We start from the raw sequence: 19,092 nt of genomic DNA, 5'->3' as shown, positions 1-19,092 counted from the left end.
AAAGTTGGGGCTTTAGCCACGGTCAGTCATGACGCACCGCGTACCGCTATATGGGAACATCCGCAGCACTATGCCCATACACTGTCATTTGGCTGTCTCGCGGAGATAAAACAGATGCCCGTTCGTTCGTACGCAAAACCACTCTCATGCTGCATTCTTTCCGTCGCCATACTCTCCGCAAGCTGCGCCTATGCCCAGCATCTCCCCAACCCACAGGAGCAGAAACGCATCGACGAGGCCATCGCCATCCACATAGGCGACGTGCCCGACAATGCAGGCCCATTGGCAAAAAACCTTTCGCCTAAGCTGAATCAGAAAGCGGTCGAAACCGCCATCCGCAAAGTGACCAACTGGGAACTGGAGAGGTCGCAGCCCTACTTCGGCGATGAGTGGACATGGAGCGCCCTCTACGTCGGCTTCATGGCCGCGTCGAACGCCACCGGCGACAGCAAGTACAACGAGGCCATGCTGGAAGTAGGGAAGAAATTCAACTGGAAGCTGCGCTCACATCTTCCCAACGCCGACGATCAGAGCATTGGCCAGACATACACTGAGCTATACATGCAAAAGCGCGATCCGGAAATGATCGCCGGGACCCTCGCCGAGCTAGACGACCTTATCGCCCACGAAAACGATCCCGCGCCCCGAATCCCCTGGTGGTGGTGCGACGCCCTGTTCATGGCTCCGCCAGTGTGGGCGCGCATGAATGCCATCACCCATGACGGCAAATATCTCGCCTATCTCGACCGCGAATGGTGGAAGACTTCCAGCTTGCTCTACGACCCGCAAGAACATCTCTACTTCCGCGACGCAACATATCTGAACAAGACCGAGCCGAACGGGCAGAAGATGTTCTGGTCGCGCGGCAACGGCTGGGTCCTCGCCGGACTCGCGCGCGTCCTCCAGTACTTCCCGAAAGACGACCCGCGCCGCGAGAAGTATGTGCAGCAGTACAAAGAAATGGCAGCGAAGCTAATTGCAATCCAGGGCAAAGACGGTCTGTGGCGCTCCGGCCTGCTCGATCCCGCCTACTATGTTCTGCCCGAGAACTCAGGCTCCTCGCTGATTACCTATGGCTTGGCCTATGGTGTGAATGAAGGCATTCTCGACCGCAAGACCTACGCGCCCGCCGTTAAACGCGCCTGGAAAGGTCTCCTGTCGCACATCCACACCGATGGCCGTCTGGATTGCATCCAGCAAGTCGACGCAGCACCGGCTTTCTACAAGCCAACATCAAGCTATGTCTTCGGAGTCGGCGGCTTCCTCCTGGCCAGTTCCGAAGTAGACCGCATGGCCAAGGAGCACAAGTAAAAGCTGTCAAAAAGGCTGTCATTCTGAGGACCCTGATCCCTTCACAACGTGGAGGGGAAGGGGACGAAGAATCTGCTTTTCGTATTCGAGCCGCGAGCAACGGGTGCCCCATCCTATCGCGCAGTTTGCGAAGGGTGCGAGACCACAAATGGATAATCAGTGGGCACGACTTCTTAACTGAAAAAGTCGCTGTTTCGTAAGGGCACGGCTTCAGCCGTGCCGTAAGTAATACAGAATTGGTGCGGCTTTAGCCGCTGAGGTAACAGTATTCTCTCAAATGAGGCCTTTTAGTGCCCTCTACGACAAATGAGTAAATGGAGTCTCCCTTAACCGCCTCGGAAGCGGCATCGGCTCAAGTCCCGCCGTCGATGAATTCATCACGTCCGTATAAGCCGCGCGGAATTTCTCCATGTCCGTGTGTGATCCCACTGTGATCCGCACATACGTTGGCCACGAAGGCCACACGCGCCCGATGTAAACATTCTTCTTCTGCATGGCCGCCAACACTTCCTTGCCCGATCGCCCGGTGTCGAGCATAAAGCAGTTGGTCTGCGAGGGCGTGAACTTGTAATTGCTCGCCGCGAGCCATTCAAAGGTCTCCTGCCGGATGTCGGCGTTGATCTTCTTGCGCTGCGGGACAAGTTCCTGCACCTGCAGACTGGTCGTTGCCGCTGCTACGGCCATGATGGGCAGCGGATTCATCCCGTAAAGTTGCAGTTTCGCCAGCAGGTCAGGCCGGCCAATCGCCAGACCACAGCGAACACCAGCCATCCCATAAAGCTTCGAGAATGTCCGCAGAATGATAACGTCCTTATCGGCCTTCACCAGGTCGAACGAAGGGCTCGCGTCAGAGAAGTGAATATATGCCTCGTCAATCAGCACCACAGAGCCTTTCGGCTTATTGGCGACCGCGTATTCAATGTCCTCGTACTTAGTGATGGTGCCCGTCGGGTTATTGGGATTGCAGATGTAGAACACGCCCGCATTCGGATCAGCTGCCACCATCGCCTTCACATCGTGTGCGTAATCCTTTGTTAGCGGAACCATGAGGACCTTCGCGCCATTCACTTTGGCTGCATACATGCCCGCCTCATAGCCCGGATCGGCGGTCACATATGGCCTGTCCTTCGAAGTAAATGCAAGCACCGTGTAATGCAGCGGCTCGCTCGATCCGGCATAGGCCATCACATAGCCCGGTTTGAAGCCCTCCATCTCGCAGAACGTCTTCTCCAGCTTTTCCGTCAGGTCGAAATCGTAGCGTCCGCCCTCCGGAATCAAACCGGAGATCGTAGAGCATGCGCCCGAGCATGGCCCAAGCGGGTTTTCGTTGGCGTCGATGCGCACCGCGCCCGGCGGAATATTCTTCGGCAGAGTGTTCCGTTGCGCGCGCGCCAGATGCGCCTCGGTGAGTATGGGAACGGAGGCAACAACGGAAGCGGCAGCGGAGTAGCGGAGAAACGAGCGGCGGGAGAAACGGGCGAGCGGGCCAATTCCATCAAGCTGAACAGGACACATAGCCATCTCCTGTGTTCTTTGGATTACCAGCAAATGTAGCCCCGAAAAGCGGTGAAAACAAGCCGAAAATCGACCTTTTTTTCGCAGTTTCTGCGCTTTTTCACGCCAATAAGCGAAGATTTTTGCCGGGTGCCGGGTGCCCCACATCTCGCAGAGATGTGGGTTTACATTTCTCACTGAGACACCAGGATTTGTCTTACCCGACCCGCAGCAGAATCTTGCCGATATGCGTGCTCGATACCATGCGCTTGTGTGCCTCTGCCGCCTCCTCCAGCGGATAAACGCGATCAATCACCGGCCGCAGCTTGCCGTTTTCGATCAGCGGCCACACCTGCCGCTCGATCTGATCGCGCAGCGTCATCTTTTCCTCAATCGTGCGCGGACGCAGCGTCGATCCCGTCACCACCAGCCGCTTCTGCATGATGACGCGAAGGTCCGCCGTTACCTGCGCGCCGCCCATGGTTGCAATGTGGATCAACCGCCCCTTCGGCGCAAGGAGTTTCAGGTGCTTCGGGAAATAATCTCCGCCCACCATGTCGAGAATCACATCGACGCCACTCCCTCCTGACCACTCCAGCGCTCCAGTAAGCCAGTCTTCTTCGCGATAATTGAAAGCGCGCTCCGCTCCCAATGAGAGGCAGAAGGCGCATTTCTCGACTGATCCGGCCGTTGTCACAACACGAACGCCCAAAGCGTTCGCAATCTGAATCGCAGTAGTGCCAATCCCGCTCGTGCCCCCATGCACCAGCAACCGTTCACCAGCATGCAAATAGGATTGCGCAAACAGGTTCGCCCAGACCGTGAATACAGCTTCAGGCAAGGCTGCGGCATCTTCCACGGCCAGATTCTTCGGAACCGGCAGGCAGCATCCGGCGCTGGCCATGCAAAACTCGGCGTAGCCGCCTCCTGTTACCAGCGCGCAGACCGCATCAGCCACCGTCCAACGCGAATCCATCCCTGCGCCAATTTCAGCAATATGGCCCGACACCTCCATCCCCAGGATCGGAGAAGCCCCCGGAGGTGGCGGATATTTGCCTTCCCGCTGCAGCAGATCAGCGCGATTCACGCCTGCTGCAGCCACTCGAATGAGGACTTCGCCTGGGCCCGGTTTGGCCTCAGGTCTTTCAGCAACAGATAGGACTTCCGGCCCGCCGAATCGAGGGACATCGATGATTCTCATGCCCCTAGAATATCCGGGCGCGAAGGCAATACGTGGCAGCACCCAGCGCGGAATTCCCTTATGCTTCGGTTTTACGACTAGCCGTACGAGTTGCCCATTTCTCTTTTAGTTCCAGAAACGGGCTCTCTAAATAACGAAAGCTTAACCAGGCAAAAAACAGTGTCGATGCGAGACTCACTACCGCTGTGACCACAGCGGCCTGTATTTGAATAAAATGCTCGCTGACCAGCCTCCCGGAATTGAAATGACGAACCAGTATCAGAGAAAGTGATTTATAAAGCGCATGTGGCATGTCGTGCAGAATGTAAGCCCCGTAACTCATCCGGCCTATCCAGCGCAATGGGCGTAGGCTGAAGAATCGAAAAACAGCCGATCCCTCTTGAAGCGCGACGAGGATCAACAATCCAGACAGGATGTCAACAACACTCAATCCCCAGGTAAATCTCCAATCGGGATAAGGGTAGGGACGCTGCCACAAGTGCCGATGAGGGGCAAGCAGCAGCCAGAGCAAAACCACTCCAATTGCAAATGGGAACACTTTTCTTGCCAGCTTCAGGAAGATCTGTCGATGATTTCCGCGAAGTACAAGCGCTATAAGACCACCAAGCAGAAACGAGTCGAGGCGAAACGGAGTCACCCGGTAAAGGATTTCATGCTTGAGCATCCAGTAGGGGAGATAGTGCTGGCCAAGCAAGCGCATCGTTAGACAGAGCGGAAAGGTGCAGGCGCAAATCCAAAGCAGCTTTTTCCGGTTGCGAATCCAGAAGACCGCCCACGGCCAGACAAGATAGAACTGCTCCTCCACGCATAGTGACCAGAAATGCGCTAGAGACAAAGCAATCTGGTGATGCCCCAAAGTTCCTCTGAGTTGGAAGTCGACAAGCAATTCGAAGGAATCACCAAGTTTGTATGGATGGAGGAATCTGGCATAGTTCCCCAAGTATGCGGGCCAGATCAGCCACTTCCAGTTCCATTGCCAATGGATCAGAGGACTGGTCAGAAGCATGGTCAGCATGACTCCGTAGTACAGGGGAAAGATGCGCAGCGTTCGCCGCACATAAAAATTCCGGATGCGATGTAAGTCATTGCTTGTATCGAACAGGATTCCTGTAATCAGAAAGCCAGAGAGAACGAAGAAGATATCAACACCAGTCCAACCCCAGGGAAGCTGAAGATAATGCAGGCCGAAGATCATCAAAAAGGCCAGAGCGCGCACGCCATCGAGCGCTGGATAGAAAACACGATTCTCCGGTCTGGTATGGGCGGTGTTGCCGGTGACGATCGGGGATGCAGTGATTTGCGACTCAGAAACCGATGACATCACCCTGATCTACCCTTATGCAGTTCTTGCAACAGAGAAGTGTCCGGAAAAGCTGAAGGGGGAAACTCGGCGCTGGCATAGGCGAAATATTTCCTTTCCGTGGAGAGGCTGCACCCTGATTTGCAGCCTTCAATATACAAAAACGTCCGCAGAATGCTGTCAACGCACTGCTGGCTGTTCATCCAAACGGGTTTTCATCCGCCGATGGTCCATAGATGGAAGGCACCTTCGCCTCATTCAAGCGCAGGTATACCGTAAGCTGCCCGCGATGGTGCGCCAGATGACTGAAGACTGCGTCGCGAATCATGATGTACCGTGGATTTTCGCTCGCTACATGCCCGCCGACGACAAACTGCCAGTTCGTGAGCAGATGCTCATCGGTCGTGTTCTGCAAAGCTTTCCGCGCCTTTGCGACTGACTCATCCAGAGCATCCAGCCGCTCCCTGGTGGTCTTCAGTTGCTGCGGCTTGTACTTCGAATCGCCTTTGGGCGTCATGTCGAGCCGGTCTTCATTCACCATGAAATCGATCCAGCCCAGAATCGTGGCCACCAGTGTTGTCAGATAACCCAGCGGCATCGACTTCTCATGCGGCTTCCAGTCGTCGCGTCCTTCGGGGACGCGTTCCAGCGCTCGCCGCGTGGAAGCCGCTTCGCGTTCCAGATCAGCCAGAAACAATTCAGTCATCTTCATATAAGCATCTCCTCTCAAATTCCCTGAATCGACCTTAATCTGCCATATATGACACCTTGTGTCATAATTCTTGAGATTGCGACGAATTTTATTATTTGTGATGCGAGACGATGTTCCATGAGAGCCGACCGCCTGATGTCCGCGCTACTTTTGCTGCAAGGCCGCGGGCAGATGACCGGGCGCGAGCTCGCCAGCAAACTTGAAGTATCCGAGCGCACCATACACCGCGACATGGAAGCCCTCAGCGCCGCCGGTGTGCCGGTCTTCGCCATGCGCGGCGCACGCGGCGGCTGGCAGCTTGACGAGGACTGGCGCACACAGGTTCCCGGCCTTGACGAAGCCGAGTTGCGCGCCCTGCTCATGGCGCAGCCGCGCTCTTTGGGTGACAAACGCCTCGCTGCCGCCGCCGACAGGGCCATCGGCAAGGTGATGGCGGCGCTCCCCGAGCCGCTGCGCGAGCGGGCATCATCTATCCGCGACCGCCTCTACATCGATGTGACCGGCTGGCGCGGCACCACCGAGAACCTGTCCATGCTCGCTATTGTGCAGGACGCTGTCGCGCAGGACAGAAAGCTGCAGTTCTGGTACTGGCGCGCTGGCCGTGAACGCGTCGAGCGCACCGTCGATCCGCTGGGTTTGATCGCCAAAGGCAGTACCTGGTACTTATACGCCGGCACCGATCGCGGCAACCGCACTTACCGCATCTCGCGCATGGAAGACGCAAAGCTGCTCGACGCGCCCAGCGTCCGCCCGCCGAACTTCAACCTCGAAGCGGCGTGGAAAATCTCCGCTGAAGAGTTTCGCGACGAGGTCAATCGCGAGATGGAAGCAGCACGCCGCACCTATGAAGCCCGTCGCGACGCCGAGCGCCGGGCAGCGCAGGAGATGGAAATTGCCCGCCAGGTGCAGGCGCGTCTCTTTCCGCAACGGCTCCCTGCCACTCAGTCGCTCGACTACGCCGGCGTCTGTATCCAGGCACGTCAGGTCGGCGGCGACTACTATGATTTTCTTGATCTCGGCTCAGAACGCCTTGGATTGGTCATCGGCGACATAGCCGGGAAGGGAATCGCAGGCGCTCTGCTGATGGCCAATCTACAGGCCAACCTGCGCGGCCAGCTTGCCACGGTCGTTGACCAGCCACAGCGTCTGCTTCATTCCGTCAATCAGCTCTTCTTCGAGAACACCGCCGAAAACGCCTATGCAACGCTCATCTTTGCCGAATACGACGACAAGGCGCAGATGCTCCGCTATGCCAATTGCGGCCATCTTCCCGCTCTGCTGCTGCGCCATAACGGCGACATGGAGCGCCTGCACTCTACCTGCACAGTCGTCGGCCTCTTCAATGACTGGAAATGCGAAATCAGCGAAACATGTCTGCTGCCCGGCGACACGCTCGGCTTCTATACGGACGGCGTAACTGAAGCCATGAACGATAACGGCGAAGAATTCGGAGAGCAGCGTCTGGCCGAAGTGCTTGATCGGCGCCGTCATCTCTGCGCCAGAGAATTGCTGAAAGGAGTTGTGGACGAGGTGCAGAGTTTCAGCCCGCAAGAGCAGCAGGATGACATCACCCTGATCGTCGCCCGCTGCCGCGAAACCGACCAGCAGATGCTCTTCGACCGTCCGGTTTAGAAACAGATGCGGTCGTCCCTGGCACTAAGCTGTACCAGGAGCGGCCGCAAATTAAAGCTTAGTAAGAATGTGGATAGCCGCGCATCAGGTGCTCAACGCCGACGTCATATCCCCGCCGGAACCCATGCCGGTATGCTTCGCGGTCATGATGGTCAACGGGAGGATGTCGAAACTCCTCTCGGTTCTCAACATTGGGCGGGCGATGGTTCTCATAGTCCTTGCGCGCGCCTTCAATGCCGTCATGAAAACCCCGTGCTTCCATTCCTTGAACTTCCGCAGGCGGATTGGCCCATACTTCATGGCCGTAATCCGGTGGAGGCGGTCCTTGTTGCGGATATTGTGCCTGTGCCGCCGGAACGCTCAACAGAGCGGCCGCTGTCAGTGCTGCTAACGATAGACCTGGGATACTTTTCTTCATAGTTGTGGGTTCTCCGTGTTATCGAATGGGTGACTTCAAGTCCCATCTCTTTTTGTCAGACCCCTTTTACGATGAAGAGTTCTTCGAGATGTGTTGCACGCAGAATTTGCCCAATTCGGGACAACCCTGAGCGTGGAATTCGCTTCGTGTGAAGAGCAATACTAATGCGCCGCGTTCAGCAACTTTGCCCATTCCTCGTCTGATTCCGTGGCGACCGCGCCATGGGCAAGCGCGAAGGTGACAAAGCCGTCGGGAGCGTTGCGCACCCCGTAAATATTCGCCAGACGCATCGATACAGCCTCATCCCAGCGAATGTTTTTGAGATCGGCATTGCGCAGGTCTGCATTCGACAGGTCGGTTCGCGACAAGTCGGCCGACTTGAAATAGGCGCCATTCAGGTCGGCGTTATTCAGATCAGTGTCACTCAGCTTTGCGCGCGAAAAATCAGTCTCGCGGAAGTTTGCTGACCGCAGATTGCAGAAACTGAGATCGGCGTCATGAAAATCACCCATCCGCAGGTCGGCAGCTTCAAAGGAGCAGCGGCTCAACATCGCATGAGGAAGTCGAACTCCGCGGAGAAACGCGAGCGAACTGTCGAGACCGGTGAGCGCCACGTGATCACGGTTCAGTTCTTCCAGCGCTTCGATGCGCCCGCCGCTGCCACCCTTACCCTGCGCTGTGTTGATGACAGTCCATGCAGTGTAGTGTCGCTGGCGCGTTCGATCACCGCTTTCGGCGAAGTAAAAGATGACCGCAATGAGCACGGAGAATGTCCCGAGGTACTCCAGTACTTCCAACAGCGCCCAGTTGCCAAGCCCCCACGCCATCCACTGCAGACACCATTCGAACTTGTGGAAAGGAAGCATCCACGTTGCTCGGTGTTGCCGCCGCCATTCGGCCCATTTCGGCGGACGGGTTGGTTGTCGCAATCCAAGCATGTCGTGGAATTGTTATAGAGCTTTCGCGTGCTTCATCTCAAGCGCGTACGATCTGGGCCTGAATATTGTTTATGTCGGTGATATCGTAAATAACTTTCTTCACTTTTGCCGTTTCTGTGATCAAGCTTCCATCCGTCTTTTTATAGGTCTGTATCACAATCTCTGCGAGGCTGCTTACCTGATTGATGGGCATCACATCGAGCAAAATGTAGGGGTCCTCATAACGAATCTTGATGGTTAAACAACGAATCTTGTGGATTTGCCCGCCCGCCGTAGCATACACAGGACGGGTGCTGTTCGGATTCAGTTTTTGCTTTGTCGGCGCAGAGAATTGGGGACTGATCGGATTGGGGACCGTTGTGGTGACATCCCGCAAGCGTCCAGTGCCCGTTACAAGGCCCTTGCCGTAATCTTCACCGAACAGCCATGTGCGGACAGCGTTTGCTCCAGCCTTGTTCGCATTTATGATTGCGATGAGCTCCGCCTCCGCCTGGTTCTGGATGTTTGCAAGCAATGCGGAACCACGGTTCGTTCCGTACGCGCCGCCGGGAAGCGGCCAGGGATTATAGGTCCCATCAATCTTTACATCGACAATGCGAACGTCGCCGGCGCGAGGATTGTGTCCCGTCTGGCCGCCGAGTTGTTCAATGGCTTCGCCAATGATCTTGTTGACCGCGCCCTTTTCCGGCTTGGTCACGCTCTTGCATTCCGATGACTTTGCGAAAATCTGGTCCGCCTGCCCAACGGTAACGTCGGCATGCGTTTGCGTTGTGATAGCCCGTCCCTTGTTTTCCGCTCCTCTCGTCGTCGTATATTCATGGAAAAAGCTCATTGCCTGGCCATAGGACTTGTTGATGCCAGTGACGAGCTGCTGTTGTTTCGCCTGGCCCAGATTGGTCCAGACAGTGTTATCGTCCAGTATTGATTTGAAAATCGCAGAGATTTGATCGACACGCTGTTTGAGTTCAACCGTTGACTGTGGCATAGACGCTGTCCCTCTTCATTTTGATAACCGGCGTTTTCGCATAAGCAGTCGCTTATCGAACAGGCAGGGGCCCGAGGGCTTCAACGCAGGGTGGGAAAGTCTGGCGCGGCAGATGAAAGAGTTTGCTGTCAGGTCGTGCAGAGTCTAAGCGAATCCGATTGTATGCATTTTAGTTTCGTAGTCGATTCGCAAACCAAGGTCCGTAATCCGTGAGGACAGTTGGAGTGTAGCGCATTTTCGTCTGCGCCAACGACACGAAATGCTCGGGTGCGGGACTAGACGATCCAGCCGCCGCCAACAACCTCGTCGCCGTCATAGAATACGGCCGACTGCCCCGGCGTAATCGCGCGCTGCGGCTCATCGAAAGTCGCAAGCACTTCATCCGGTCCAGCCATTGCAATCGTTGCCCACGCAGGCTCATGGCGATGGCGAATCTTCGCCTTCACCCGCATCGATGCGTCAAGCGACGCGATGGAAATCCAGTTCAGGTCGCGTGCGCGCAGCGTGCGGATGGTTGTCTCTGATTCGTCGCCCACCATGACCTTGTTGGTCGCATTGTCGATCTGGATGACGTAGAGCGGCGTGGGCGAAGAGAGACCGAGTCCCTTGCGCTGTCCGACGGTGAAGTTATGAATGCCGTGATGGTGGCCGACGACTTCGCCACTCGTCGTTACCAGCTCACCCGACGAGTCCGGCATCGCTTCGCCCTGCTCATCGAGATAGGCGTCGATGAAGCGCTTATAATCGCCGCCGGGAATAAAGCAGATCTCCTGCGAATCGGGCTTGGTGGCAAGGGCAAGCGCGTGCTGACGGGCGATCTCGCGGACCTCGGGCTTGGTGTAGCTGCCCAACGGGAAGAGCGTGCGCGAAAGCTGCTCCTGTGTCAGCCCAAACAGAAAATAAGTCTGGTCCTTTGACGTGTCCGCAGGCCGCTTCAAAATCCAGCGGTTGCGCTCCGGGTCGTACTCGTTGCGCGCATAGTGACCAGTGGCGATGCGGTCAGCTCCGATCTGCCGCGCACGAATCAGCAACTGATCAAACTTGAGATAGTTATTGCACAGCGAGCAGGGAATCGGCGTACGTCCGGCCAGGTACTCGCGAACAAAAGGGCGAACGACCTGCGCCTCGAAACGATCCTGCTCATTCAGCAGGTAATACGGAATCCCCAGCGACTCAGCCACCCGCCGCGCGTCATACACATCATCAATCGAGCAGCAGCGGCCCTGTACTTCAGCCGGCATGCCTTCCTTGCCGGCAAGGCGGCGCTGATTCCAGAGCTGTAGCGTCAGGCCGACAAGCTCATAGCTCTCGTCCTTGAGCATGGCCGCGACGGTCGAAGAATCGACCCCGCCGGACATGGCTACAGCTACCGTATTGTTGAAGCTCTCAGGCATGGAAACGCGCTTCTTTCAGTATCTCATTTCCTATTGGTGAGATATGCCAGAAGGCTATGAGTGAGGGCCACAAGTGATTGACTTTATTAGCATTATTTGATACAATACTAAAGGTACCTTTTATCAGATCTCAATGTAGGAGCTTCAATGGAATCTTTGATGACGACAGCCCAATTCATGCGCAACTTTGAATACAACAGCAACGTATTCGACATGCCTGCTCTGATTGCCCAGTTTGCAGAAACGATTATGGTAGCCGGCACTGAAGGGGTCAATGTTGTTCGCGCCAGCGATTTCGCCTCAGTACTCCCAAAACGCAAGAAGCTATTCGATGAGATGGGATGTCGCACTTCAGAGCTTATATCCATGAAAGAAACGGCAATCAACACTCGTTATCGATTGATAGATACGCAATGGCGAATGTTGTTTGCAGATCGAACTGGTGCGTGTGAGGAAAGAGATGTTTTAGCCGATTCAACTTTCGTGATTGATATAGGCGGAGATGATCCCAAGATTATTCTTTACATGCCGCATCAGGACATCATCAGCACCCTGAAGAACCAGGAAATCCCAGCTGAATAAATCACTGCCTGAGTGCCCATGGCTCAATTTTTTGAAACATCGAATCCTGCCAGCCAAATTAGTGATCATTGGGGAGCAGTGTGGCCACGCATTGCCTGCCGCAACTGCTCCTCAGCCGCTGCCGGCCAGTATTTGCAATCCAACTGCAGAAAAACCGATGTGTAGGGAATTGCCAGAGCGGTCTTGAGCACGAGGATGTGGAAGGTCTGCCCGGCGTCGTTGACCTGCTTGATGAGGTTTTCATGTGGGAGCGATTTCACTGTACGGTCATGCAGAATTTCTTTCAGGTGCTGGCGATATGCGCTGACTCCGGGCGCAGCCTGGTCGGTGACATAGAGCAACTCGGCGTCGAGGTAGACGTTGGGCGTGACATGGGTAGAGTGATCGAGTGCTGCAAGCACTTCGCGCAAAACATGAAGCTGATCGTCATTGGTTTCGATGGTTTCCACTCCCGGCGATACCTGTAGTGGGTACGCCGAGTCAACGATCATGATCCAGTTGCGGTGCCCGAGGAGCGGGAGTTCCTGATTGAGCTTGACGCGCCAATCTGTATCTGAAGATTGCGCATGCAACGTTTGAGTGGAAGCTGAAAATAGGACAGCCAGCATAAGAAACGCAAATTTTTTCATGAGAGATAGAGAAGCTCCTTTTGTCCGTGGATCACTATATGGATTTGCAAATCAACATGCACAGTGCCAACACAGAGACGTGGTACACTATATCTACGCTCAGTGATTTGGTTGTGAGCCGTTCTCGCCTTAGCAAGCCAGACCGCACGTAATTTCCCAAGCCCCTACAGCGTAGCCGCTCCATCGTGGAGCGGGCCCATGTTCGCAATACGCGGCATGTGAGAGGCAGCGTCCGGCATAACCTCGCCGAGAGGTAACTTCATCTCGGTTGATTGGATTCACTCAGGTTTTCCCTTACGCATTCAATTCTTATTCCGGCGCAGGCGTGTGCCCGCCGGACATTTAGGTTCACCGAACGAATCACGAAAAGCAGTCGCGGTTTCGTAAGGGCACGGCTTAAGCCGTGCCGTATCCGCACAGCATGAGTGCGGCTTTAGCCGCTGAGGTAAGTCAAGCCCGAAAGCGCTTGACCGGGTTTTTCGCAACTGGTGAACCAGAACTTAAAGGAACAAATGAACCAATTTTCAAATTTCAACATCTCGCCGGCGCTCAAATCGCGCCTGGCATCCGCAAATTTCAACACGCCCACGCCCGTGCAGGCAGGCGCAATCCCCCCGGCTCTCGAAGGCAAGGACGTACTCGCCACAGCCCAGACCGGAACCGGCAAAACCCTCAGCTTCCTGGTTCCCATCATCGAACGTCTTCAAAAGTCAGAGAAAAAGGCGCTGATCCTGCTCCCCACGCGCGAGCTGGCCATGCAGGTCGAGCAGAGCTTTCGCAAAATTGCAGGGGGCTCAAACCTGCATGTGGCGCTGGTCGTCGGCGGAATGAATGAAGGGCCACAGTTGCAGGCTCTTCGCAAGGGAGCGCGGCTGATCGTCGCTACTCCCGGCCGTCTCGAAGACTACCTCAAGCGCAAGCTTGTAAAGCTCGATCAGGTCGAAATTCTCGTACTTGACGAAGTGGACCGCATGTTGGACATGGGCTTTCAGCCTTCTATCCGGCGCATTGCGGCAGCAATTCCAGCTCAGCGCCAGACGCTCTGCTATTCAGCGACCCTCGACGCTCAGATCAAGAACGTCGTGCGCGAATATCTCAAAGATCCCGTCCGCATCGAAATTGGCTCCGTGCTCAAGCCTTCCGAAAACGTCGAATTGCAGAGCTTTGAAGTCGAGCAGGAGAAGAAGCTCGAGCTGCTCGAGCATTTGCTTGGGAGCGAGAAGGGAAGTTTCCTCGTCTTCGTCCGCACCAAGCACGGCGCAGACCGCATTGCCCGCAAGCTTTGCCGCTCGGGCTGGGGAGCGACGCAGATTCATGGCGACCGCTCGCAATCACAGCGCAATGCCGCACTGCGCAGCTTCGCCGAAGGCAAGCATCGCGTACTGGTTGCGACCGACGTAGCCGCCCGCGGCATTGACGTCTCGCATGTGGCTCACGTCGTCAACTACGACATGCCCAAAGTGGCCGAAGACTTCGTGCATCGCGTAGGCCGCACCGGACGAGCCTCGAAACGCGGAGTGGCCTCCACCTTCGCCCTGCCCGCCGAGCGCCGGGACCTGCGCAAGATCGAGAAGGCGCTTTCGATCCAGATGAAGCGCTTTCGTGTAAACAGCGTCGCCCACGGCGCTTAACTCGCGCTAAACGACACGAAATTTGACACAATCCGTACAACAAAGACAGAAGGCACAGCCCTAAGAGCTGTGCCTTTTCTTTTAGATCCAAAGACTACAAATGGGTCGTCATTCTAAGTGATGGTCAGCCTAGTGTTCCGGCATTCACCGGAGCAAGCTCCCGCAGACGGCTCGCAGCAACCGGAATGACTTCCAATGCAAAATCAACATCTTCATCTGTACTGAGTTTTGTCAGGCTGAAGCGCAGGCTGGCGCGAGCTCGTGGTTGAGCAAGCGCCATCGCCGAGAGCACATGAGACGGCTCCGCCGCGCCCGAAGCGCAGGCTGATCCTCCGGAAGTGCACAGACCTTTAAGATCGAGAGCAATAACCAGCGCTTCGCCTTCAAGATTGTCGAAGTAGATGTTGGTGGTGTTGGGAACGCGGCGCACGCTTCCGCCATTGACGCCGGTGTCCTCGACCTGCGAAAGAATGCCCTGTTCGAGTCGGTTGCGAAGCGCGGCAATTTTCTCCACAGTTCCGTCGGTCAACGCAACGCGTGCGATTTCGGCGGCTTTGCCGAGGCCGACGATGCCCGGAAGATTTTCCGTTCCGGCACGGCGCTGGCGCTCGTGCGATCCGCCAAAGAACAACGGCTCAAGCTGCGTTCCCTTGCGCACATAGAGAATGCCTGTGCCTTGCGGCGCGTGCATCTTGTGTCCGGAGATGCTCAGAAGGTCGCAGCGTAGCGATTGCACGTCAATGGGCAGTTTGCCTGCGGCCTGCACCGCGTCAGTGTGGAAGTAGATGTCGGCTTCGGCGGCGATGCGACCGATTTCGCTCACCGGTTGGATGGCCCCGGTTTCGTTGTTCGCCATCATGATGCTGATGAGCTTCGTATTGTCCTGGATGGCGCGGCGCAGGTCCTGCGGATTGATGACGCCATCGCCTGAAACAGGCAGAAACGTCACCTCTATGCCGCGTTCGCGTAGCTTTTCCGCGGCATGAAGCACGGCGTGGTGCTCTATAGATGACGTAATGAGGTGGTCGCCGGGTTGAACGAGACCGAAGAGGGCAAGATTGTCGCTCTCGGTTCCGCCGGAAGTAAAGACAATTTCGGCGGCGCGACAGTTGATAAGCGCGGCCACGGATTCACGCGCCTGCTCGACAGCGGCGCGGGCCTGCTGGCCCTGCTGATGGATCGAAGAGGCGTTGCCGAAGTGCTCAATGAAGTACGGGCGCATGGCGTCAAGCACCTCGGGAAGAAGAGGTGTCGTTGCATTGGCATCCATGTATACCCGTTTCATTCTCGTGCAGTCTCCTGTTTGGTATTTTACGACCTCCGGAATCTTACAAATCCGCCAGTTCAAAATGGGCTGGTTTTATGGCGTCTCAACGGAGATTTGACGCATGAGGTTTACCGCTTCTGCTAGGCTTCTGTCTCAGTGATTTTGAAGGAGGAAATGACGTGAAAATGGTTCGCATGTTCTCGATAGCTCTGCTCTGTTGCCTCACAGCTCCGGTAATGTTCACCCAGGCGCAGGAAGCGCCGAAGACCCTGGCCGAGACCTATGACCAGCTCTTGACCCTCGCGGAAAAGCAGATCGTATCTGCCGCCCAGGCCATGCCCGCTGACAAATACGACTTTGCGCCAACAGCGGGTGAGTATAAAGGCGTGCGCACCTTCGCGCAGCAGGTGAAACACCTGACGGAAGCCAACTACGGCTTCTTCAATGGGTGGGGTGTGCCCGGCGCGGTGAAACGCGACGACATCGAGAAGCTGACCAGCAAGGACGACCTCGTGAAAGCGCTGCAGGATTCCTACGCCTATGCGCACAAGGCAATTGCCTCGCTCAACACGACCAATTATCTTGAGCCGCAGAGCTTTGGCCCCGCCAAGTCTACGCGCGCAGGAGCGGCTGCATTCTGCATCGCACACTCCATGGACCATTATGGCCAGATGGTCGAATACCTGCGGATGAATGGGATCGTGCCCCCCGCTAGCAGAAGGGGTTAATGGTGGTTCTTATGCGGGCCGCGGGAAACGTGATTTCCGCGGCCATCGCAACGTTCGTCACGCGATATGAACGACACGTCTCATTTTTCCGATCCTGGGTGAGGATTTAACAACTCGGGGAGTTGGTTCTGCTAGGCTGCTTGCGCAGTACTTTCAGAGGAGGAAGACACGTGAAGATGGTTCGCATATTTTGTATCGCACTGCTTTGTTGCCTGACTATTCCGGCGACATTTACCCATGCACAGGCTACGCAAGCTGTTCCGGGAGACACCTATAACCATTTGATGACGGCGGTCGAGAAGGAAATTGTCGGCGCGGCGGATGCCATGCCCGCGGACAAATACAACTTTGCGCCGACGCAGGGTGAGTTCAAGGGCGTCCGTACATTCGGCCAGCAGGTGAAGCACTTGGCGGAGGCGAATTACGAATTTTTTGATGGCTGGAATGCGCCCGGTACTGCAGTAAAAGAAGCTGACATCGAGAAGCTGACCAGCAAAGACGACATCATGAAGGCGCTGAAGGATTCATACACATACGCGCACGGCGCCTTGAGCACGATTACAGCTGCAAATGCCTTCACGATTGAAGGATCAGGAACTCAGAAGTGGACCCGTGGGGGAACGGCCGCGTTCTGCGTCGCGCACTCGATGGACCACTACGGCCAGATGGTGGTGTATCTGCGGATGAACGGGATCGTGCCTCCGGCAAGCCGGCAGGGCGGAAATTAGGAAAGCTCCCAGATAAATAAATCAATAAACGGTTCTTGGACTCTGATATGTTCACTTTCGGAGGAACCGTAATGAACATCCGAAGAATTTTGTTGGGAAGCGCACTTGGACTGGGTCTGATTGCAGGTGGTGTTGCGATCGCCCAGCATCCGCCTGCCGAAAATGTAAATCCCAACCATCATCCGAATATCGCTGCAGCGCAACGCCTGACTGAGCAGGCGTACAACAAGATCTCTGCCGCCCAGCAGGCGAATGAGTGGGACATGCAGGGCCACGCCGCTCATGCGAAAGACTTGCTGGATCAGGCGAATCGGGAACTGAAAGAGGCGGCGGAAGCGGCGAATCGAAATCACAAGTAGTACAAACAATCTCAAACGCAAAGGGCGCCATGTTGGCGCCCTTTCGTCATATCGTGGATTTCTCTACCTCTGCGAAATTGGCACGTACTTCTCCGGATATTCCGGGCCAATATATTCGGCGCGCGGACGGATGAGGCGGTTGTCGTCGAGTTGTTCGATGACATGCGCAGCCCAGCCGGCGACGCGGCTGACGGCAAAGATCGGCGTGAAGAGGTCTAGGTCAATGCCAAGCATAGTGTACGTCGAGGCGGAATAGAAATCGACATTGGCATTCAGCTTCTTTTCCGACTTGATGTACCTTTCGATCTTCTGTGACATGTCGAACCACTTGGTGTTGTTTGCCGAACGGCCCAGGTCTTCTGACATTTTGCGCAGGTGCGTCGCGCGCGGATCTTCGGTGTGATAGACGCGATGACCGAAGCCGGAAATTTTCTTCTTCTGCGCCAGCAGATTCTTCACGTAATCGACCGGGTCGGCGCCTTCCTTGTCGATGGCAAAGAGCATCCGCATCACAGCTTCATTTGCACCGCCGTGTAGCGGGCCTTTGAGAGCACCGATGGCCCCGGTAATTGAGGAATGCACGTCAGAAAGCGTGGCGGCGATAACGCGAGCTGCAAAAGTAGAAGCATTCAGTTCGTGATCGGCATGCAGAATCAGGGCGACATCAAAAGCGCGGGTCGCGGTCTCGGACGGTTTTTCACCAGTCAGCATCCAGAGGAAATTGCCGGCGTGTGAGAGCGATTTGTCTGCTTCAACCACTGGCTTGCCTTTGCGAATGCGGTCGAATGTGGCGACGACCATGGCGATCTGCGCGGTCAGGTCAAAGCTTTTGCGGACGTTGGAATCGTGATCGACGGCCTTTTCGTTCGGATCGTAAAAACTCAGTGCTGAGACGGCGGTCCGCAGGACTTCCATTGGAGTGGCTGTCTTGGGAAATTCTCTGAGGAGCTTGAGGATGTCGGCGGGAAGCTGGCGGGAATCAGAAAGTTTTTTCTTGAAGGCTTCGAGTTCTGTTGCGGTGGGAAGTTTGCCATGCCAGAGGAGATAAGTCGTCTCCTCGAAGGTCGATGAGTCCGCCAGGTCATGAATGTCGATGCCGCGGTAGGCGAGCACCCCGGCATCCCCGTCGATCCAGCAAATACCAGAGTTGGCTGCAACAATCCCTTCCAGACCTTTTGAAGCTACGGCGGTCGACATACGTTCTAAATTCCTCCAGTTCTTATTGGCCTGTTTCAGGCGGACATTGATTGGATGCCGGATGTGAATTCCTGGCGGTGAATGCGTTTACTGCACGCTCGCTGTGCAAAACAGGCTAACTACTGTTTATAGCAGCGCGGAGATTGCATTGTCACTTTACGGCCGCGCACGACTTTCACTATGTGACGGTTGCGGCGTGGAACCGGTGGCAGCGAAATGGTTCAAGGTCCATGCTCGGCTGCTGGTTGAGAATCAACTCACGCATGACCTGCGCGGTTGCTGGCGCGAGCATGATGCCGTTGCGGAAGTGTCCCGAAGCAATCCAGCAGTTTTCGTTACCATATGGGCCGATGATGGGCAGACCGTCGGCAGAGCCGGGACGCAGTCCCGCCCAGGTTTCCACGATTTGTGCTTTCCGGATAGGCGGCCAGAGAGCGGCAGCTTCATTGAGCAGCGCCTGAATCGTGTTCTGCTGGACAGATTTGTCAAAGCCTGCGTGTTCGACCGAAGCACCGACAACGACCCGACCATCGCCACGTGGAACGAGATAGAGTTCCGGCGTGCGGATGACGCAATCCAGGCTGAG

General features: G+C 55.8%; 19 protein-coding genes. 7 read left to right on the top strand and 12 right to left on the bottom strand.

Translation table 11 applies throughout. The annotated features are described in order from the left end of the window. Positions 1-114 precede the first annotated feature (114 nt). Complete coding sequence (locus VEV40_RS10240; protein ID WP_324832109.1) at positions 115-1,311, top strand: glycoside hydrolase family 88/105 protein; 1,197 nt, start codon at positions 115-117, stop codon at positions 1,309-1,311. Between the two features lie 297 nt (positions 1,312-1,608). Here the strand turns inward: VEV40_RS10240 and VEV40_RS10235 are convergent, their stop codons facing one another. From VEV40_RS10235 to VEV40_RS10220, 4 genes are all read right to left on the bottom strand, one after another. Beyond that, positions 1,609-2,826 carry a pyridoxal phosphate-dependent aminotransferase gene (locus tag VEV40_RS10235; RefSeq protein ID WP_324832108.1) on the bottom strand — a complete coding sequence of 406 codons (1,218 nt, stop codon included), beginning with the start codon at positions 2,824-2,826 and terminating at the stop codon, positions 1,609-1,611. 196 nt (positions 2,827-3,022) lie between these two features. Then, on the bottom strand, positions 3,023-4,006 hold the full coding sequence (locus VEV40_RS10230) for an NAD(P)H-quinone oxidoreductase (protein ID WP_324832107.1): 984 nt from the start codon (positions 4,004-4,006) through the stop codon (positions 3,023-3,025). Positions 4,007-4,064: 58 nt separating this feature from the next. Beyond that, a complete protein-coding gene (locus VEV40_RS10225; RefSeq protein ID WP_324832105.1) occupies positions 4,065-5,327 on the bottom strand; it encodes an acyltransferase in 1,263 nt (420 codons plus the stop codon). Between the two features lie 178 nt (positions 5,328-5,505). Next, positions 5,506-6,018 carry a DinB family protein gene (locus VEV40_RS10220; RefSeq protein ID WP_324832103.1) on the bottom strand — a complete coding sequence of 171 codons (513 nt, stop codon included), beginning with the start codon at positions 6,016-6,018 and terminating at the stop codon, positions 5,506-5,508. 135 nt (positions 6,019-6,153) lie between these two features. Between VEV40_RS10220 and VEV40_RS10215 the strand changes: the two genes are divergently transcribed. Beyond that, positions 6,154-7,650 carry a SpoIIE family protein phosphatase gene (locus VEV40_RS10215; RefSeq protein WP_324832102.1) on the top strand — a complete coding sequence of 499 codons (1,497 nt, stop codon included), beginning with the start codon at positions 6,154-6,156 and terminating at the stop codon, positions 7,648-7,650. Between the two features lie 58 nt (positions 7,651-7,708). Here VEV40_RS10215 and VEV40_RS10210 read toward each other — a convergent pair whose 3' ends face one another. The 4 genes from VEV40_RS10210 to mnmA all read right to left on the bottom strand — a co-directional run bounded on the left by VEV40_RS10210 (position 7,709) and on the right by mnmA (position 11,385). Continuing rightward, positions 7,709-8,068: a hypothetical protein gene (locus VEV40_RS10210; RefSeq protein WP_324832100.1), complete on the bottom strand. Its 360-nt coding sequence runs from the start codon at positions 8,066-8,068 to the stop codon at positions 7,709-7,711. Positions 8,069-8,229: 161 nt separating this feature from the next. Then, positions 8,230-8,895, bottom strand: coding sequence for a pentapeptide repeat-containing protein (locus tag VEV40_RS10205; RefSeq protein ID WP_324832098.1), 666 nt, complete (start codon positions 8,893-8,895; stop codon positions 8,230-8,232). A 148-nt stretch (positions 8,896-9,043) separates the two neighbouring features. Then, on the bottom strand, positions 9,044-9,991 hold the full coding sequence (locus tag VEV40_RS10200) for a hypothetical protein (RefSeq protein WP_324832096.1): 948 nt from the start codon (positions 9,989-9,991) through the stop codon (positions 9,044-9,046). A 275-nt stretch (positions 9,992-10,266) separates the two neighbouring features. Further along, positions 10,267-11,385: a tRNA 2-thiouridine(34) synthase MnmA gene (mnmA, locus tag VEV40_RS10195; protein WP_324832094.1), complete on the bottom strand. Its 1,119-nt coding sequence runs from the start codon at positions 11,383-11,385 to the stop codon at positions 10,267-10,269. Between the two features lie 147 nt (positions 11,386-11,532). On the opposite strand from mnmA, the gene VEV40_RS10190 reads away from it, so the two are divergent. Then, positions 11,533-11,967 carry a hypothetical protein gene (locus tag VEV40_RS10190; RefSeq protein WP_324832093.1) on the top strand — a complete coding sequence of 145 codons (435 nt, stop codon included), beginning with the start codon at positions 11,533-11,535 and terminating at the stop codon, positions 11,965-11,967. Between the two features lie 65 nt (positions 11,968-12,032). On the opposite strand, the gene VEV40_RS10185 is transcribed toward VEV40_RS10190, so the two are convergent. Then, positions 12,033-12,596 (bottom strand): RbsD/FucU domain-containing protein, encoded by a 564-nt coding sequence (locus VEV40_RS10185; RefSeq protein ID WP_324832091.1) that lies wholly within the window; start codon positions 12,594-12,596, stop codon positions 12,033-12,035. Positions 12,597-13,108: 512 nt separating this feature from the next. Here VEV40_RS10185 and VEV40_RS10180 point away from each other — a divergent pair. Then, positions 13,109-14,227, top strand: coding sequence for a DEAD/DEAH box helicase (locus tag VEV40_RS10180; protein ID WP_324832090.1), 1,119 nt, complete (start codon positions 13,109-13,111; stop codon positions 14,225-14,227). Between the two features lie 124 nt (positions 14,228-14,351). On the opposite strand, the gene VEV40_RS10175 is transcribed toward VEV40_RS10180, so the two are convergent. Beyond that, on the bottom strand, positions 14,352-15,512 hold the full coding sequence (locus VEV40_RS10175; RefSeq protein ID WP_324832089.1) for a cysteine desulfurase family protein: 1,161 nt from the start codon (positions 15,510-15,512) through the stop codon (positions 14,352-14,354). A gap of 167 nt (positions 15,513-15,679) precedes the next feature. Between VEV40_RS10175 and VEV40_RS10170 the strand changes: the two genes are divergently transcribed. The 3 genes from VEV40_RS10170 to VEV40_RS10160 all read left to right on the top strand — a co-directional run bounded on the left by VEV40_RS10170 (position 15,680) and on the right by VEV40_RS10160 (position 17,309). Then, complete coding sequence (locus VEV40_RS10170) at positions 15,680-16,222, top strand: DinB family protein (RefSeq protein WP_324832117.1); 543 nt, start codon at positions 15,680-15,682, stop codon at positions 16,220-16,222. 176 nt (positions 16,223-16,398) lie between these two features. Further along, on the top strand, positions 16,399-16,950 hold the full coding sequence (locus VEV40_RS10165) for a DinB family protein (protein WP_324832087.1): 552 nt from the start codon (positions 16,399-16,401) through the stop codon (positions 16,948-16,950). Between the two features lie 71 nt (positions 16,951-17,021). Then, the gene (locus tag VEV40_RS10160; RefSeq protein WP_324832086.1) at positions 17,022-17,309 is read left to right on the top strand and encodes a hypothetical protein; all 288 of its coding nucleotides are present in this window, start codon (positions 17,022-17,024) and stop codon (positions 17,307-17,309) included. Positions 17,310-17,372: 63 nt separating this feature from the next. Here VEV40_RS10160 and VEV40_RS10155 read toward each other — a convergent pair whose 3' ends face one another. After that, positions 17,373-18,506, bottom strand: a complete 1,134-nt coding sequence (locus VEV40_RS10155) for a citrate synthase (protein ID WP_324832084.1) — start codon at positions 18,504-18,506, stop codon at positions 17,373-17,375. A 178-nt stretch (positions 18,507-18,684) separates the two neighbouring features. Next, positions 18,685-19,092: FAD-dependent oxidoreductase (locus tag VEV40_RS10150; protein ID WP_324832082.1), on the bottom strand; the 408-nt coding region annotated here is incomplete at its 5' end.

It is taken from the genome of Alloacidobacterium sp., assembly GCF_035631355.1.
Classification (GTDB): Bacteria; Acidobacteriota; Terriglobia; order Terriglobales; family Acidobacteriaceae; genus Alloacidobacterium.
This window is presented reverse-complemented; position numbering and strand designations above follow the sequence as displayed.